The sequence below is a fragment of the Sphingobacterium sp. DR205 genome, assembly GCF_011064245.1.
In the GTDB taxonomy this organism is placed as follows: Bacteria; Bacteroidota; Bacteroidia; order Sphingobacteriales; family Sphingobacteriaceae; genus Sphingobacterium; species Sphingobacterium athyrii.
On sequence record NZ_CP049333.1, the window covers coordinates 5,031,165 to 5,049,723 of the forward strand.

General features: G+C 39.8%; 14 protein-coding genes and 1 tRNA gene. 6 read left to right on the forward strand and 9 right to left on the reverse strand.

Features of this window, described 5'->3' with window-relative positions:
- Window positions 1-48: 48 nt before the first annotated feature.
- From G6053_RS21770 to G6053_RS21785, 4 genes are all read right to left on the reverse strand, one after another.
- Entirely contained in the window at window positions 49-1,644 is a 1,596-nt protein-coding gene (locus G6053_RS21770; RefSeq protein WP_108635693.1) for a SusD/RagB family nutrient-binding outer membrane lipoprotein, read from the reverse strand.
- A gap of 12 nt (window positions 1,645-1,656) precedes the next feature.
- Window positions 1,657-4,914 (reverse strand): SusC/RagA family TonB-linked outer membrane protein, encoded by a 3,258-nt coding sequence (locus G6053_RS21775; protein WP_241254799.1) that lies wholly within the window; start codon window positions 4,912-4,914, stop codon window positions 1,657-1,659.
- A gap of 187 nt (window positions 4,915-5,101) precedes the next feature.
- Window positions 5,102-6,205 carry a FecR domain-containing protein gene (locus tag G6053_RS21780; RefSeq protein ID WP_165308459.1) on the reverse strand — a complete coding sequence of 368 codons (1,104 nt, stop codon included), beginning with the start codon at window positions 6,203-6,205 and terminating at the stop codon, window positions 5,102-5,104.
- A 183-nt stretch (window positions 6,206-6,388) separates the two neighbouring features.
- Window positions 6,389-6,946 carry a sigma-70 family RNA polymerase sigma factor gene (locus G6053_RS21785; RefSeq protein WP_165308461.1) on the reverse strand — a complete coding sequence of 186 codons (558 nt, stop codon included), beginning with the start codon at window positions 6,944-6,946 and terminating at the stop codon, window positions 6,389-6,391.
- Between the two features lie 107 nt (window positions 6,947-7,053).
- Here G6053_RS21785 and G6053_RS21790 point away from each other — a divergent pair, with 107 nt between their 5' ends.
- The 4 genes from G6053_RS21790 to G6053_RS21805 all read left to right on the forward strand — a co-directional run bounded on the left by G6053_RS21790 (window position 7,054) and on the right by G6053_RS21805 (window position 9,643).
- Entirely contained in the window at window positions 7,054-8,202 is a 1,149-nt protein-coding gene (locus G6053_RS21790; protein WP_165308463.1) for a hypothetical protein, read from the forward strand.
- 107 nt (window positions 8,203-8,309) lie between these two features.
- A complete protein-coding gene (locus G6053_RS21795) occupies window positions 8,310-8,828 on the forward strand; it encodes an NADPH-dependent FMN reductase (RefSeq protein ID WP_108635690.1) in 519 nt (172 codons plus the stop codon).
- An 86-nt stretch (window positions 8,829-8,914) separates the two neighbouring features.
- Window positions 8,915-9,136, forward strand: coding sequence for a VF530 family protein (locus tag G6053_RS21800; protein WP_108635689.1), 222 nt, complete (start codon window positions 8,915-8,917; stop codon window positions 9,134-9,136).
- 54 nt (window positions 9,137-9,190) lie between these two features.
- Entirely contained in the window at window positions 9,191-9,643 is a 453-nt protein-coding gene (locus G6053_RS21805; protein ID WP_165308465.1) for a KTSC domain-containing protein, read from the forward strand.
- A gap of 166 nt (window positions 9,644-9,809) precedes the next feature.
- On the opposite strand, the gene G6053_RS21810 is transcribed toward G6053_RS21805, so the two are convergent.
- From G6053_RS21810 to G6053_RS21820, 3 genes are read right to left on the reverse strand one after another with little or no spacing between them, the layout of a single operon-like run.
- Window positions 9,810-11,504 carry a hypothetical protein gene (locus tag G6053_RS21810; RefSeq protein WP_108635687.1) on the reverse strand — a complete coding sequence of 565 codons (1,695 nt, stop codon included), beginning with the start codon at window positions 11,502-11,504 and terminating at the stop codon, window positions 9,810-9,812.
- A 47-nt stretch (window positions 11,505-11,551) separates the two neighbouring features.
- Window positions 11,552-12,667 carry a FecR domain-containing protein gene (locus tag G6053_RS21815; RefSeq protein ID WP_165308467.1) on the reverse strand — a complete coding sequence of 372 codons (1,116 nt, stop codon included), beginning with the start codon at window positions 12,665-12,667 and terminating at the stop codon, window positions 11,552-11,554.
- On the reverse strand, window positions 12,664-13,197 hold the full coding sequence (locus G6053_RS21820; RefSeq protein WP_108635685.1) for an RNA polymerase sigma-70 factor: 534 nt from the start codon (window positions 13,195-13,197) through the stop codon (window positions 12,664-12,666). The genes G6053_RS21815 and G6053_RS21820 overlap by 4 nt, the downstream gene beginning before the upstream one ends.
- Before the next feature lie 332 nt (window positions 13,198-13,529).
- Here G6053_RS21820 and G6053_RS21825 point away from each other — a divergent pair, with 332 nt between their 5' ends.
- Window positions 13,530-14,093, forward strand: a complete 564-nt coding sequence (locus tag G6053_RS21825) for a porin family protein (RefSeq protein ID WP_241254800.1) — start codon at window positions 13,530-13,532, stop codon at window positions 14,091-14,093.
- 231 nt (window positions 14,094-14,324) lie between these two features.
- Window positions 14,325-14,398, forward strand: a tRNA-Pro gene (locus G6053_RS21830).
- Between the two features lie 95 nt (window positions 14,399-14,493).
- On the opposite strand, the gene G6053_RS21835 is transcribed toward G6053_RS21830, so the two are convergent.
- Window positions 14,494-16,365 carry a hypothetical protein gene (locus G6053_RS21835; RefSeq protein WP_165308469.1) on the reverse strand — a complete coding sequence of 624 codons (1,872 nt, stop codon included), beginning with the start codon at window positions 16,363-16,365 and terminating at the stop codon, window positions 14,494-14,496.
- 588 nt (window positions 16,366-16,953) lie between these two features.
- Entirely contained in the window at window positions 16,954-18,519 is a 1,566-nt protein-coding gene (locus tag G6053_RS21840) for a RagB/SusD family nutrient uptake outer membrane protein (protein WP_108635682.1), read from the reverse strand.
- Window positions 18,520-18,559: the final 40 nt, after the last annotated feature.

The following is an 18,559-nucleotide window of genomic DNA, read 5'->3' on the forward strand; positions in this document are numbered from 1 at the left end:
GAGGCCAAACTACGAAAGTTCAGCCTCAAAAAAAACAAACCATTGTGATTATTTGTCCCACCAGACCCGGCCTGCAAGATTATCCCCGCCGGGTACTGCCGCTGCTGCTGCTTTAAAATTTTCGCCATTGATAGCCTCTTCCGTAGAAGGATATGGAAAACGACGTGGAATAGTTCCTGAAGTGGCGTTTCCAGGGTAGTTTACTGGCGTCAGTTTTGGAAACCCTGTACGTCTCCAGTTGGCCCAAGTTTCATAAAAATCCAGCATGGTAATCGTATGTGCCCAATACTGCATATTGATCTGTTCCAAGCCCTTGCTCGCATCATAAGGATTCGCAACAGCAAATGCCTCTGCTAATGCATCCGAAACAGCTAGTTCTGGATCATATTGATTCAAATAAGTAATAGAGGCCTTCAGTCCATTTTTGTAATGTTCAGCAGCCGAACCTCCAACCCCCCAACGCTCTGCGGCTTCTGCCTTCAACAACTCTGTCTCGGCATATGTCAGTATAAATGTCACACCATTTCTCTTGATCATCTTCGGATTCGGTGATGAATAATCAGGGAATGTGGTAAAACTTGGGTCACTGCTAATTTTATACTTAGGATCAGAACTCAAATCCTTTCCATTAGGCATTCCTTTTTGAACCGCGGGATTACTTACATAATCCGGATTCTGTGCCTTAACATCGTCTTTTAAATATAATTTAGTCACAGCCACTAAACCTAAACGAGGATCATTATTTTTCTTTAGAAAATCAATAAATGTATTTGACCACTTCACATAATAGCATTCTTGTCCTCCATCCCCTAATAGTACCTGTGAATTTCTATTCTGTGTTACACGCGAACCACTTTCATCGTGTGAGATGTAAGCGTTTTCAGTATTATTAGTCAATGTATTTGCTACAGCTTTGGTCGCATATTGTTTTGCTTTGGTCTCATCTACTTTCACTAGGCGCATTGCCAGGCGCAGCAAAAAAGAATTTCCAAAACGTTTCCATTTATCAATATTCCCTTTGTAAATAACATCTCCAAAAACATTGTCCCCATCTGTCTTCAATGCTGCTACAGCTTCATCAACTTCCTTTAGCAAATCATTGTAGATATCCTGTTGTTTATCAAACTTGGGTTTATAAATTTTCTCATAGTACCCAACACCAGCTTCCGAATATGGTACATCGCCATAAAGGTCAGTTAGTCTTGCAAAAATAACAGCGCGCCAAATTCTTGCTATCTGATATAAATTATTTAATTCGGGTTTACCTTTTGTATTCATCACCACATCCTGAATATTCCGCACCTGCTCAATATACGCTCCTACAGTTCCATTTCCCCAATAAGCTGCTGTATAACCTTCATTTAGCAAATATTTATCGCCTGCCCAATAGCTAATTACTGTAGATAACCCCTGCATCATAGTGGCTGAATAAATCAAATTTCCACGCCAGGTATCATAGGCGAAGTCAAAACTGCCTGTATAGAATAATTGGGATGAAGATAAAGTATAATTAGGATCCCATTTTTCCTTATCATAAGCTATGGGGTCTGTATTTATTTTTTCAAAATCCTTGGTACAGCTACCTGTCAAACAAATAAGACCAACAGCTAACGTAGATATAATTGGTTTAATCATTGCTTTCATTTCAATTTAGATTTAAAATTTAACACTTAGGTTTGCTCCAAATGTGCGTATGGCTGGCACACCTCCCAATTCAAGACCGGGGAATGTTGCATTGTAACTTGATTCTGGATCAATATTATCGGTTTTACGCATCAATGTAAAGAGATTCCGTCCTACAACACTTACATTTAAGGATTTTATTTTATTATTAAACATTGCTGTTGGGAAGGTATAACCGATGATTAGTTGTCTAAATTTTATAAAGTCGGCACTGTTGACAAAGTTTTTCGAAACGTTGTTCGCCGTATTTTCATAATATTTCGCCGCTGCCCTTCCTATCTCTTCGCGTCTTTCCACCGTATTTTGATGTAGTCCCCAGATATATCCATAATAATCGGTTGCTGAGAATAATTTTCCTCCCCATTTACCATCAATAAGGAAAGACAGATTGAAATTTTTATAATTAAATTCGTTGTTCCAACCCGCAAACCATTTATTCATTGCTGATCCATAGGATTTAAGTTCTCCGCGTGCCGGCGACCCGTCTTCCAGTGTTACTATCTTACCTTCACTATCGTATTTATTATCGTAGGCCATCACCTGAAATGCAGACATACCCACTTTGTTCATAATAAATCCAACGTTAGAACGTGAAGTTGCCACGAGTAGGTCTTTTAAGCCATCTGCCAACGATATAATTTTGTTGTCATTGTAAGAACCATTTATCGAAGACACCCATTTGAAACTCTCCGATTTCACGACGGTCGCTGAAATCAGTGCCTCAAAACCCTTGTTTTGCATTTCCCCAGAATTCAATACAGCCGCAACATATCCTGTTGCGGGGGTTGTTGTATTAGATATAATTTCATCTTTTGATTTCTTATTATACCAAGTCAAATCCACATTTAAGCGATCATTCAACAAACGAAGTTCAGCACCTACTTCCAATTCACTCGCAATAGAGGCTTTTAGGGAAGTATTCGGAATCCCTCTGTTGCTAATTGATCCCAAGGGAGCTCCATTTAAATTCTCGCCTCTAAAATTATAAGTTAACATTGTCTGATAGGGATCAGTGGCCTGTCCCACCTGAGCGAAACCCGCCCTCAATTTACCGTAAGACAACCAAGATGGTTTAAAATACTCCGAAAATATGAATGAACCTGAAACTGAAGGATAAACCGAATTCAATTTATTATCGTAACCCGGTGTTGCCAAGGTGGAATACCAATCCGAGCGCAAGCTACCTGTCAGATAAAACACATCTTTATAGGCAAACTCCGCTGTACCATATGCAGACTGAGTTTCCGACTCGCTTTCCAGGTAATTAACAGATTTATTTTTGGCATTTAATATATTATAAACGAACGGGATAATAAAATCGGTTCCTGAGTTCGTTAACTGCGACATTTTTGTATTGCGATAGCTGGCACCGATATTCGGTGTTACTGTATAATCACCAAAACTAAAAGCTTTGCCCACTAAGATATCCGCATTTATATCGGCAAATTTTGTTTGTTGTTCATTTATTTTTCCATACTCATAATAGGCTGTTCCGGTAGGCAAAACATTTCTGTAGTGATCATTATAAGCATCACGACCAGCACGTCCTTGAATAAATAGTCCATTTTCAAGCGTATATTTCGCCGTCAAAGAAGCAATTGAACGATCTCTTTTTGTGTTATTCTGAAACTCGTAAGCCGCAAACCAAGGATTGGTTGCATAGGTATTACCTGTTGTAAACGGAAGTTCAAACCCGTTTTCTTTCTTCCAAGGTTTTAAATCGTTCACATTGATGCTTGTTGGCAAAAACATTGCGTTAAAATTGGCATTACCTGACATGTCGGACACCATGGGTCTGTTTTTCACTTGCTCCAAGATCATATTGTAACGCGCATCAATGGTCAACCTTTTCAATGGTTCAAACAAACCGACTAGATTAAATGATTGTCGATCCAATCCCGAATTAGGAACAACAGATTTATTTTTTACATCCGTACCAGAGAAACGGATTGAACCACCTTCGAATGTTTTATTTAATGCCAAGGTATTTGTCCATGTAGAACCTGTACGATAAAAACGTCCCAGATTACCTGATTGATAGGAATAAGGTCGCGATACACCGTCAAACTGGGGCACTGGACTGCCGTCCAATTTCGCTCCCCAACTAGAGCCCCCAACTTGTGCTGCGGCCTTACCATCGGCAGGTTTTTCACCGTTTGCCCCCTGACCATATACCGTTTGCCAGTTCGTTTGATCGATAATTTTCTCAGCGACATAATTGCTGTTAAAATCTATTGAATTTCCTTTTCCGGATTTGGTCGTAATCAAAATAACACCTGCTTTAGCCCGTGAACCATATAATGCTGAAGCCGCAGCGCCTTTTAATACCGAAATACTTTCGATATCGTCAGGATTGATATTACTGATTGCGTCTCCCAGATCCGGTGCGTTGTCCCATTGGCTACCCGAGTTTCCTCTGGAATTAGCATTTCCAACACCAACAGGCTTGCTTTCCATTGGAATACCATTGATCACGTATAAAGGTTGATTAGACTGTGAGATACTGGAAACCCCGCGTATTGTTACATTCGATGCAGCGCCTGCCCCACCTGAAGTTGAGCTAATATCCAGACCAGCAACTTTTCCGACAAGTGAATTCATCACATTATTTTCACGCGCTGTGGTTAGGGATTCCCCAGCAACCTGTGTAACGGAGTACCCTAGTGAACGCTTTTCCTTTTTCATCCCCAAGGCAGTCACCACCACCTCATTTAACATCCGATTGTCTTCGATTAAGATGATTTTCATGTCACCGTCCTTTGTCACGGCCACTTCTTGCGATGCATAGCCCGCAAAAGAAACAATCAACGTATTACCTGTAGTCGCTTCGATGGAAAATCGCCCATTGATATCGGTCGCCCGTCCGACAGCAGTTCCTTTAACACGAACACTGGCTCCTGCCAATGGATTCCCTTTGTCGTCTGTTACTAAACCCGAAACGGAAACCTGTTGCTGCTGACTCACCACAACAAGGCCTTCTTTTGATACCGAATATACCAGTCCACTTTTATTGAAAAGCTTCGCCAGAACGTCCAATACTTTCGTATTATTGACATTGACGGATACTTCTTTATTTAAATTTTCGTTGGTCGAATTATAAACAAAGTAATAATCACTTTGCTCTTCGATCAGCTTAAGTACCTTGCTCAGTTTTGTCTTTTGGACATCCAAGGAAACTTTTTGTTGGGAAAATACAGATGCTGAGACATTGATTACAGCACACGTAGTCATAATTAAGGCTAGTTTCATCCGGATAATGAATCTAAAATGCACAATATATCCATTGCGCATTTGCAATAAGCAATTTTTAATCATATTTTAGTGTTGGTTAAAATTAATATTAAGCAGCACGCCCCAATGTTGCTGCTTTTGGTTAATCATTTTTTCAATGAAGGATGGTGTTGGTCCACCATCCTTTTTATTTTTCTGAGATAGTTATTTTTTTCCCATATAATTCAAATTTAAAAGGTTCGACTTTTTGTAAAGCACTCAGTACCTGAGTAATGTTTTCTTTGCTAAAGGTTGCCGTGAAGCGATATTGCTTTAACTGGTCACTTTGAAGCTGAATATCCACGTCATACCAACGCTCCAGCGTGCGCCGTAAAGTTTCGAAATCTTGGTCCACAATTTCTAATCTATTTTCCTTCCAGGCGATATCAGGTATTTCGGTGGCATCTGACTCCACTACGGGGATATTTTCGATGGCAATTTCCTTAATGGGCAACTTACTTAGGGCTGGTTTATCTCCCTGAGATGAATTAACTAAAAGTGCAGCCTGATTTTTGAATATTGTAATTTTTTGATTTGGCTTAATGACAACGGAATTCTCGCGCTGGCCTTTGCTTTTCATCTCAATAGATCCCTCTACCAATACGGCTTCGGCTGTTGGCTCTTCGGGATAACTTTTCACATTGAAGGTTGTTCCCAAAACTTTGATATCAAAATCAGAAGCCTGCACCATAAATGGTTTTTCTTTATTCTTCGCGACCTGAAAATAGCCTTCACCAACTAATTTCACGAGGCGCAATTCATGGTTAAAATCCGAAGACACCTCCAATTTACTTGCAGAGTTTAAAGTGACAGTACTACCGTCAATTAACTCAAAAGTCTTTTTCTCACCCTTCTTTGTCTGGTAAACCTGACCAATATCGGTCAGCTCCTGAGGGACAATATCTTGTGTCGGAACTGTATAATACCATATTCCGCCCGCCACTAAAGCGACGAATACCGCAGCAATAGCTGCCCATCTTTGCCATGCTATTCGACGGATAGGTGAAGATTCAATGGGAGCATTTTGAAGATCAGTTTTCAATCTTTCCAACTGCTCATGGACGGATTTTCGGTTTCCGACCAATATTTGGTAAAGACGTTTTGCTTTTAAGATCATTTCAGCCTGCTCGGGATGATTTAAGCTGTATTGTTGCCAGTAAAGGATACAGTTTTTATCCTCTCCGGAGCAATACTTCTGAAAAGTATCGTCAATCAAAAAATCCTCTAACTGTTTATAATCTTTTTGGCTCATTCTAATGGGTATTTAACCTATAGTGCCCTGAAAGCAGTTTTTTTCCTAAGAAAAAAATGAAATATTTTATAACAACCTCATTATAAGTATTTTATTTTTCAGAAAAACTATCCTAAAACCAGCAAAATTCAATCTGACAATCCTTTAATGCTTTACATCTGTCACCCCCCGTAGGCGATCGTATTAAATATCCTTTAGTTCCTCCCGCAAGATTTTCAATGCATCATAAAGCGTATTGTAAGCGGTTTTGACAGACATCTGCGTGATTTCTGAGATCTTCTCATAAGAATAGCCTTCAAAAAACTTCAGATTGACCAATTGTTTCTGGCGAAAAGACAGCTTCTCCAATGCTTCTTTTAAACGGATCTGAATAATCTCATTGGTTTGTACTTTGATCACAAACTCTTCGTAAGGCATCTCGATCCATTCATCCTCTGCTTTGACGTTTTGAAGTGCCGTATTAATTTTATGCTGCTTTTCGATCAGACGAAGAATACGTCTTTTTAGAAAGGTAATAAGATAGGACTGTACGTTTTCAACGCGTTCAAGCTGTGCCCTTGTTTCCCAGATCTTGACAAAAACCTGATCAGTTGCTTCACTTGCCAGGTCGCTGTCACCACAGGTGCGGATTCCAAAATTAACAAGCTCCTGATAGAGTGCCGCATACAGATCAAAAAATGCTCCCTCGTCACCCGTACGAATACGCTCCCACAACAGGCGGTACCCCATTTTATTTCTCATAACAAAGCATATAATCCGTATTAAAGCTAATATAAGTCCTTATTTCCAAAAGTATAAACTTAATCCGTAAAAGGAAAAAGTTTTTATCTTTAGGTATAGTTATCTGTATGTGGTCTGAAATTATAATTACCTTATTTATCTGTATTGTATTGAACTTCTATGTGTTGAAGTGGCTTAAAGACCATCGGAAGATGCGTCCAAAAGGTATTTTAGCTTATTTAATCACACCAATACTTTACTTATGTATCCGTTTATTAATGATAAAATGGGTATTTTTGACGGTCTTTGCTTTGGCATGGATCGCTATCATTATCTTTTTGCTCCGTAAGACTATCATCTATTTTACACCGCAAAAATTTCGTTCCGAAAAAGAAGAGAGCATAGATACCGAAATTGTTGATCCCAAAATTGACGAAAACAGTGTGGTTTCGCTGAACCCGAAAGACGCTGAACAACCAGCAGCTCTTTCCAAGTTCCAAACAACGTCTTCACAGTCCATAAATAAAACAGACCAAGATCAAGGTTCACGACAACCCAATCTAGTCGCCCCTTCCAATATTTCTGCTGTCGAAATGACGGAAATTCCAGATGAACGCCATAAGAAAGACCGAAAGCTTTTATTGTTACAGCGTATCTCTTTCTATGCGACGATTTATAATCTTATTTACTGTCTTTTTCTTCTGATCCGAAAAGCTTATTTGCAGACAGACCAAGATGACAATATTATTGGACTTTTTGGCACCTTTCAAATCAACAGTATTGTTTGCCTCGTTATTACAGCGATCATCTGCAAATTATTTGATACATTAAATAAACTGACCAACCTGATCCAGCTCGAAAAAAAAGGGTACAGACTATTTCTTTTCATTATACTTGGAACGGTATCCTTTTTCTATTTCCGGAAAGATTTTATCGGATTAGAATCGTTAATCATGCAATCTTATACCAATCAGGGTATCTTTTTTCTTATTGGCACAGTAACCTTTCTACTCAGCCAGCTTGCCTTTATGACGATAGATTACCCCAGTTTCATCCAATATCAATTTTCAAGAAAAAGGGACTTAAGAGTCATTATCATACTCAACCTATTTCTGTTAGTTTTAGTGATGATTATTTGTGAGGTTCTATTAAAGGGACATGAAAACAGTTTCGATAGTAGTCATTTTTTCACGCTATATCCTACCGTATTGCTATTTTTTCTGGAACGAAAAAATTACATTCAGGCTAAAAACTATGTCAATCGTGTGGATCTATAATCGTAAATTAGCGGTTTCAAAATCTTATAGGGCACAACTGAGCTCCAGTACTGAAAATTATACATTAAACAATCAGGGCCTTAGCGTCCAACAAGTAAATATATTCAATGAAAACCATTTTCGCGATAATAGGTAGTGCAAGTGAACATTCGTCCAATCACCAGCTCATAGGGCATCTTCAACATAAGGTAAATCCAGAGGTGAAGCTGATTGTCTTTGACCGTCTAAAAGAGCTGCCTCATTTCGATCCTGAGGAAAGCACGTCCCGTCCACCAATAGAAATCATTGCCTTACGTCAGGTTATTCAGGATGCAGATCTGGTATTGATCAGCAGTCCAGAGTACATTTTCAGCATTCCCAGTGGGTTAAAAAACCTGCTTGAGTGGTGCGCTGCGACGACTATTTTTACCGACAAGCCTGTCAGCATTATTACCGCGTCAGCGCAAGGAGAGACGGGCCATGCCGAATTGCAACGCATCATGCAGGGACTTGGAGCACAGCTTGACCCCGAGAGAAACCTGCTTGTCCAGGGAATAAAAGGCAAACTCGACGCGACGGGAAATATTTGGGACGAAAAACTTGAGCAACAGCTTGATAAACTTGCCGAACAGCTCAAGAAATTCTAATAAAAAATATTGTTGAATCCATCTACTTGCTATGGAAATGCAATAAAAAGTCATTTAAAATATACAAAGATTGCTAACTTTACAACATGCAAGAACAAGTCAATAATCCATTACATGGAAAACGATTAGATACCATCATTGAGTATCTGGTCGACTATTATGGGTGGGAAGAACTCGGGCAAAGGATAGCCATCCGATGTTTCAATGAAAATCCGAGCATAAAATCCTCATTAACTTTTCTACGGAAAACACCTTGGGCGCGTGAGAAGGTTGAACAACTCTATGTCAAAACCCTGGGTAAAAAATAATCTTATTTCCCTGATAATACAAATAATCTGATTATTAAGCATATCTTTGCCGCCATGAAAAAAATTGCCGACTACCGAAAGTTGTTAAATGTGGATAAATCAGCGGATCTCAAAACGCTCAAATCCACCTATCGGACGATTATGAAAGAATGTCATCCGGATAAATTTGTCAATGACGAAGAAGGTCGTTTGGCTGCTGAAGAAAAGAGTGTAGAAATGATTGAAGCTTATCATTTTTTGGTCAGTATCTGCCCGGAAACTATTGAACAACAATTACCGATCTATACAGAAACTATTACGAATTCGCTTATTCAGGATATCGACTGGAAGGCCCAAATATTGACAATCACCTTCCAGGATGGCAGTCAATATGAATACTTTGGCGTCCAACGAAATGATTATGTAAAATTTGTCAATGCTGATTCTTTAGGACGATTTGCACGTAGACATGTTTTTCATTCTTACCCATACCGGAATGTACTGAAAACAGCCACGGTTGTTGTCTAGTTAAAGCGTAAATTTCAAACGGTCATTATACATACTCGTATATAGACGATATATCCGTTAAAGCATAAGCGCCCTTTGTTGATACAACAAGGGCGCTTATGTAAAATGTTAAATGTTTAAAAGCTATTTGTATAACACTTGTGTACCCAAAATAGTTTTAATTAAATTATAATTTTAACATTAGCCCGGCGATACCGCCACCGTAGAACGTATTTCTGGTGCGGTCTCTTCCCCAGGTTTTCCAACGGGTACCGGTCCCAGAAATAGTGTCTTCATCCCGTTCAGCATAGTTGAAACTTGGTGCTACAAAAATGGACAGGGTTTCAGTTAATTTATAGGCTGGAATAATACGGAAAGAAGACTGGTGATTATCCAACAATTTAAATTTATCAGTCAGATGATTACGTGTCGTAATTTCCGTGCGAAGCGCAAACTTAGAAGTGTTCAGCAGAACTGCCCCCAGACCTACTTCAAAAGCATATTTAGAAGGTCCATCATCAACAAGAGCTGCACCGACAGATAACACACTATAAAGTACCCTGCCTCCGGAACGAAACTGCAGTCCAAGGTACCGATTCTCGTCTATTGCCAACGAAAGGCTTTTTTCTCCGTTTTTGATTAGATTTAATAGACCAATCGGGTAATCACTACTATCAGCAATATTAACAATTCCGGCCAGTTGAAATCCCTTTACTTTTTTTGCCTTATTTGCAATCCCCGCTATTTGGATGCCCACATTTCCGCTGCTATTATTTAATACACCCGCTAATTGGGTTGTTCTGGCAGCTTCCTTTGCGGTATTAGCAACACCAGCGATCTGTACGCCCCTTACCGTATCAACCTTATTCAATACTCCGCCAATCTGGACACCTTTAACGGTTCCAAAAACCCGATTACCTACCCCCGCTAACTGTACTCCACCTACATTACCGCCGACAGTATTAAATACCCCGGCCACCTGGAACCCCTGCATATTATATTGGTTGATATTGAATACTCCGCCGAGCTCAACGCCACTCACCCCGGCGGTTGCACCGCCGATGATATTTAATGAAAACTTATTGACAATCTGTGACCGAATAAAACCATGTGAGCTTAATCCCGGTGTCATAGATATTTGATAAGGACTATACAAAAACATACCACCGAGATTCATGCTCTGTATCTGTTGGGCAGGAGACAAAAAGACCCTTCCAAAAAATGAGCGATAAAGGCCATGATCCTCCTCATAGCCTTCAAAATAACCATACTCACGTTTCTTTTTGTCACCTATCTGTGCTTCAATAGGGAAAATAACCATTACACTTGTATCCCGAAACATCTCCTTGCTCACATTAACGGCGATCAGATTACTTTTTTTCTTGACATCCAATTCAAAATAACCATTCTTATCTGTCAACGTAGATAGCAACGCGCTTCTGTCAAAAATACTGGCATTGGAAATCGGGTTATTGGTTCGGATATTTTTGATATACCCCGTGATCACAACCTTATCTTTCCTCGGGGTCTGTACTTCAAAATCAACCGACATCCGTTGCGGCGTATATTGAACGATAATATGTTTGCCTAATTCCTTAAAGCTATATTCTTTACCCAAAATCCCGTCGAGATAATCGTATAAATTTCCCCTATAAGCCCTGGGATAGATGACACTATCCATCTGTAATATATTTCCATTAAAGGAAAAGAGCACATCCTGCCGCTCTTTTAGTAGCTGAAAGACTTCGCCGACCGTAGTTTTTGAGAAAGCGGGCATTTGAATTTCCGCAGCGAGCTTTTGCTGTGCTAGCCCCCAATGAAAGGAGCATAGCAGAGAGAAGAGGATATAAAACCTGATTCGCTTTATAAAAAATAGTATCATGCTGCTATCTGTACAATTTTGTTTCGAAAACATGTTATCGCTTTTGATTATCTTGTTAAGTGAATTTCTTTATCCCGCACTTCGACCTTTAAGTCGAGGCTTTTTGCCATTACCTTAAGTATTTCTGCCAAGCTATTTTGTTTAAATTCGGCAGTATATGGTATTTTTTCAAGAGTAGGATCACCGATCATAACTTTATAGTCGTATGCTTGACTAAGCACCTCAATAACCCTTTTTAAAGGTGTATTTTCAAAATTAAACTCACGGTCTACATAATATTTATAGAATTTATCCTGAACAGGCTTCTTTGCAACTTTCATGGTATCTGTATCTCTAATCGTAAGCATCTGATCGGGCCGTAGGAAAATCTCTTTATCTGCATAAGCCACTTTGACCAATCCCGTGGCGACGATGACCTCCGTTGCATTGGGAATGCGACGCACATTAAAACTTGTGCCCAGCACTGTTATATGCGTATTGCCTGTCGCGATCACAAAAGGATGTTTTTTATCTTTTTGCACCCGAAAAAACACCTCTCCTTTTTTTAATTCCACATTTCTGTTTTTATTACTCCATGTGCTGGAATAGGCCAGTTCAGTATTCTTATTGAGCGTGACTATAGATCCGTCAGGCAATGCATCCTGACGTACGGCTTCTTGGCTCACAAGGTGCATTTCCTTCCGCTGTGAACGATCAAACACATAGAATCCCACCATGCAGACCAACAAAATGCTCGCCGCGGCCCACCAGTTCCATTGGATCACTTTTGTTTTTCTTTTGGGGGGTTCAGTCGATTCCAATGCTCTTCTGTCCCTAACAATTTTAAAATCCATCCAAGCCTTATCCACATCCACTTCTGGAACCTCCAGGGGTTTAGGCAAGCTATCCCATAACTTTTTCATTTGCAAATATGCCTCCCTATTATTAGCATCTTTTTCCAACCATTCCTCTACGATCATACGCTCAGCTTCATTCGTTTCCCCGACCATATGTCTTTCTAGTAATTCCTTATTCATAGCGTATAGATAAGATAGAAATACATTTTTCACTTTTAGGTATTCTGCTCTGTTGTCGGGATCTTCCTCCAACCAGCGCTGTACTAAATTATTCTCTACTTCATTGGTTTCCCCAACGATATATCTTTCCAGTAATTCCTTATTCATAACATATAGATAAGATAGAAAATAATCAATGTCAAATAATCCATAAGTTCGACGCGTAAGTGACGCAAAGCCTTACTCATGTGCCCTTCTACTGTTTTTATGGACAGATCCAATGTTGTTGCAATATCCTTGTATTTCATCTCCTGAAAACGGCTCAATTCGAATACAGTCCTGCTTTTTTCGGGCAGTTCGGCCAAGGCGACCCTTAATTTATCATCCAGATCCTTGCTGCTCTCATCTACAGCCGGCTCCAACTCCTGCCTATGCTGTTCATAAGACTGATATTTAAACTTCCGCTGTTCCTTCTTAAGGACATTCATGCTTTCATTATAGATAGCACGGTATAGGTATGCTTTCAGCGAAGTATGAATCTGCTCCTCCCAGTCTTTCTCCCATAATCGTAGAAATACTTGCTGTACGACCTCTTCGGCCCCATCACTATCCCCTAGATATCTAAAAGCATAACGATGCAATTCCTTGTAATGCGCTCGAAAAAGCCGCTCGAAATTCTTTTCTTTATTTTCCGACATTGGTTACTCTACCATATTGATTAAACAATCTACTTTATTACTAAGACAACAGAAGTAGTTATTACCCTTATTATTTTTTTATTTTTTTTTACATAAAATAACGGTCTATTGCACAATCCTATATATGATTGTCATGCCGACTAAATTAAGGGCCTTTGGCCAATTTGTCCTGTCACCTTTTAAATTGCGAAGATGCCCCCTCTATCCCAGATCGGTGCTAAAGTTAATTATCTAAAAATAGAAAAATGTTTTTTTTCTAAGGGTATACTGATTTTCCGTTGTCATAAGATAAAAGTGCATTAGAAAATAGATAACGAAAAATAATATCAAACATGAAAACAACCTTCAAAGCGGCCTTATTGGCATTGACAGTCTTAGGAATAACAGGTACGGCACAAGCACAGGAAGTGACCTATGGTATACAGGTAGGAAGCAACTATCACATGTCATCATTTGGAAACAAATCTGTTAAAGACAATAATGGCAAAGTAGGCGTTTCTGTCGCTGCATTTGCACGTGTCGGGGATCGCATCTTCTTTCAACCCGGCATTGGCGCCAGTTTATTGCGAAAGGAATATACTTTTGAAAATAATCAGAAGACACCTAAATTTTACCAGGTCAATCTTCCCCTGCAAGTTGGCTATAAATTTTTAGAAAACGGTGATTTCAGCCTTCGCGGTTTATTAGGACCACAATTAAACTATGATCTAAAAACCGTCAAATCCAGTGCGGCTACAGATTATAAGAAATTCTCTCTTGACGGCAGAGCCGGAATTGGAATCGATGTCAGTCGCTTTACCGTAGACGCTTATTACAGTCATGGATTTACGAGTGTGGACAAAACTTTAGACGCTAAGAACAAAACTGTTGGCATTATGGTCGGCTATAAGTTTTAGACAATGCTCATTAAACAAAAAAATGCCTCCCCCGACGATTGAATATTTGGAAAGAGCATGCAGGGGGAATACGAATAAAGCTTAAAAAAATGGGATGTCAAAAGTCGGACATCCCATTTTTTTTCAATTAGATTTTATTTTTTGTCAATAATTATTATTTTAGCGCTACCAAAAAATTATTCTTTAAAAAACGAGTTTAGGATTATCCTCCACATTCGTATTGGAATATTTCGGGATGTAGCGTAGCCCGGTATCGCGCCAGCATGGGGTGCTGGAGGTCGTCGGTTCAAATCCGGCCATCCCGACAGAAAAAGAAAGACCACTTCATTTTAAGCATGAAGTGGTCTTTCTTTTTATAGCCTGGGATTCAACCCTAGATTCAAACGGATCCTATTGTAAATCAAATTTCGGCCACAATCAGTTTCTGTTCCAACATAAAAGTAACTATCCATTTCTTTCCGATTTTAAAAGCTCTTAAATTATTGGGTGTATTGTCACTGGATTCCGTTTCCAATGGCACATAAGAATAAACAAGCTCAGCTTCTCCCTCTTGCCTAAATGTAGAACCATTGATTAAAACCGTCTTTATGCCATGCGTGAAAGTGTCTCCATATTCATAAAAGAAACGAAAATTATCCCCATCTGGAAGCATGATATACCGATCAAAAAGATGGTCCTGTAGTTTGATCGATGGTATGGACTCTTTTTGACCGATAGGATAAAACAATAGTTCATTATCGGTTTTATCAAAATAAAACGACCGTTTATCAGCAGACAGATAACTGGGGTGCCATGGTAAATTAGCGGGCAGCTTCACTGTTTCAACAGGTATCAATTTAGCATTGAGCGATAGGTGATAGATGACCTCGTTTAATTTAAACAGCAACGGAAAGTCCGGGGAAGTGCTATTCATTGTTGCGAAGGGTAGATACTCGATTTTTCCTTTGGCAATATGTGCTTCAGCCAACAACCTGTCTACTGTTTTTTGCGCTATTATTGTCCCTGTCCTACTGTTGATACATAATATTTCATAATTTACGGTCTGGTCCTTATGATAAAGGATATAACTATGCTCCGGAGTCATATAAGTATGATCAATAATCATATCCCGTACCATTGGCAACAACTTTTTGGAAGCCCGTTCTTTATAAAATGTGGTCTTTTCATTACTTGGTTCCGCGCTATATTGCCCCCATTGAAATAGCTTATTGATGCTGAATAGCGTTCCATTTTCAACCCTAAAATCAACAAATTCCGCTGCATTTGGTTGTTGTGAAGAAGCAATTTTACCGACCTGTATACTATTGTCCGCAGGATTGATAGACAACAGCTGCTGATCCTTAAAATTCAGGTAATCCGGCTGTGGGTGCAAGCGGATGATCTTGCCCTTTGTTTCATCTAAGGCAAATAGCCCATTGGTGTTCTCCTGAAAGGTCTTCGTCCATACTTTTGCCCCCCCTTTTGAGAACTGATCTTTAGGATTAAGACTGATTACCTTATCTAACCAGGTTTTCCATTCCTGTTGCGAAGCCTCGGCCCCCGGTACGCCCAAAGATTCCATCTGATTACTGACATCATTCAACCTTTTTCTCGCAAGGTCAGCCACTGTAGTAGGTCTGTAATCATGTATGGCATACCCTCCATCAGTTGTTTCAGCGCAACCTACATAGTGAACGATAACCTGCTGATTATTGTCTAAATGATCTATCCACTGTGGTACATGGCGCAGGTCGCGATAATCAGAAAAAATCGACCATTCGATGGTATCTTTTAATGTAGGCTGGTTAAAAATAGTAGCTGGATAACGGTCATTTTCTGACGATATCTTGTCTTTATTATGTGCATTGAAAAACGTAACATTCTTTGTATAATAACAATTTTCCATGCCTGGCATAGGGACTATCTCAAACGTAAAATCCTGGTCATAGGTGAAAAATAAGTTTTCTCTATCGGGAAAAAGGGGAATCAATAAAATATATGCTGTCCCCAGCCGTTTGGCGTCTACCTGACTCAAGTGTAAGAAAAAACCGCTTTCAGGAAGATAGATGTCACCTTTATTAAGCACAAAAAGTAACTTTTCCATTGCATCACTTAATTGAATAACCTGATTATTCGACTTGAACTGCCCCGTAACAGATTCCACTTTTTCCAACGTATCCACTCTTGACATAAGTTTTTCACGATTTGCTACCGTATTGCTATTGCCATGGCATTGGCAAAATGCCATGATCAACAATACCAAATAGAGCTGCCTAAAGATCATTCTTACCATTTATTTCATCTCTTGTATAATTAATTCAATTTACACCTTTTTTATTGAATATAAAATACGGTAAAATCTCCCTGTTTTTATAGCAATCAATGACAAAGAGAATTAAAACATACGCTGGTCTTGCTCGAAATAAATGTGCCGGATCAACGCTGGCCAATACGCTGTTAAGTAACAATAAAACACATACCTGTTTTATAAATGGCTCATATAAATATAGTCCATGTAATACAGCCTTTCGGCATTGATTCGAGTCTGCTTCGGGCCTGCGATACCCCTTCTTCGCCCCATAGTGCAGTTATATGCGGGATAAGACCCTCTTGCTTAAACCATGAGTCCGTGTTTAACTCGGACTCATCACGGACTCAGTACGGATTCATGGCGTTCTCATGGCGAATCAGGGGCGACTATGGCCCGAAGGAGTCCTAACTATAGCACGACGGAATCCCGAACCACACCATGGTGAGCCATTCATCTGTCTATCTAAAGAAAAAAGGTATTTAGATTATAGGGGGAAATTCCTACAATCTAAATACCTTTGATACAAAATCGTTCAAGCTACTTTTTTGCCAGCACCTGAGCTATTCTTTATTAATAACCTGGATTTTGCTTCAGGTTGGGGTTAACTGCTATCTGTTGACTAGGTAATGCATAGACAAGCGTTTTTGGATCCGGATCAGCTTCTTTTTCTTGCCAAGCCTGCAAAAATTTACCAAATCGGATCAAATCCTGTCTTCGCCAGCCCTCCCAATACAGTTCCCGTGCGCGTTCATCCAATAGATTGTCCAAAGTTAGGGCTGTAAACGCTGCAACACCTCGATTTGTGCGGATACTATTAACCAAGTTGAGCGCTTCTGACGCACCTCCGGTTCCCCCCCTGAGCATGGCTTCGGCTTCCATTAACAACACGTCAGAATAGCGGTAAACCACCCAGTCATTATTGCGTTGGCCAGTAACAGCATAATCAAATGCATATTTCATAGGTCTTATACCTGCTGTTTCTAAGGTAGCTCCCGACGTCCGAATGGTTACTTCTGGAGTAAAAACCAGCGGTGCAGTTCCAGGATTTCTGGCCTTCAAAGGTTCATTTGTTTTCCAGTCATATTGCTGTCCCGCAAAAAAACCTACGTTTTGACGATGATAAGACTGGGTTCTATTTTCTGTGGTATCCGAAGGATAGTCATAATATATCCCTCTTCTTTCATCAGACGCCGCAAACTTATTATAATAATCTGACAACGTACACCAGCCATTCCAGCCCCCGGGTCTCATATTATAGTGGGCAATAGTATTCCACGTACGATCAACATTACCACCTCTTTCTCCATTTTTATTAAACAGCGTAAAAATATTCTCCGTTGATTTCAGGTCATTGTCCGGCGCAAAGTTATCAAAGTACTTACCTGCGGGCGACACACTGTATGAGCCGCTTGTTCTGATTTCTTTTGAAAGCGCAATTACCTTGTTCATATCCTCCGCTGCAAAAGTAGGTGTCTGTCTATTCAAAAACGCTCCCTTATTGAGGTAGATTTTCATCAACAAAGTTCTTGCAGCATTTTTATTCGCAATAAAGGCGGGCCCTTTATTAGGCAGGCTTGCCATGATTTCATTTAGATCTTTGATGATATAATCTATGGCCGCCTGCGGCTGTAAAACCTCGGGCGCTATTCTAAAATCATCCATCGCTTCTCCTTCACGGATAGGCACCACACCATATAGATCCAAAATATCAAACATTGCCAACGCACGAATAAATTTCGCTTCAGCAGCTTGCTGGGCACTGGGCTTATAGCGCAAAACATTGCTGGCATTGTAAATTGCTGTTCCCAAGCTCACGTAAGTATCATTCATATAGCCGTTATCAGCATTCCATGTATGGAGGTGAATTGCCCTGTGCATCCCATTGTCATCCCAGTCGCCCCCACGCGTAGGCGCTATTGCAGCATCCGTTGATATCTCCTGCATTACCCAGCGCTGATCTTGCTGATAAGGTGTGTTTAAAGAGGTATAAGCTGTAACAAGTAGGCCCCCTGCTTCGACGTTGGTATTGCCTTCGCCCAGTTCTCCATTAAATTCTTCTTTCAGCTTTGTGCAGGAGAATGTGCTTGTCACAATAGAACCTGCAATTGTTATATATAATAAAGTCTTTAATTTCATCTTTCTTTTTTTTAATGTAGCCCAATAACTTATCTATGTG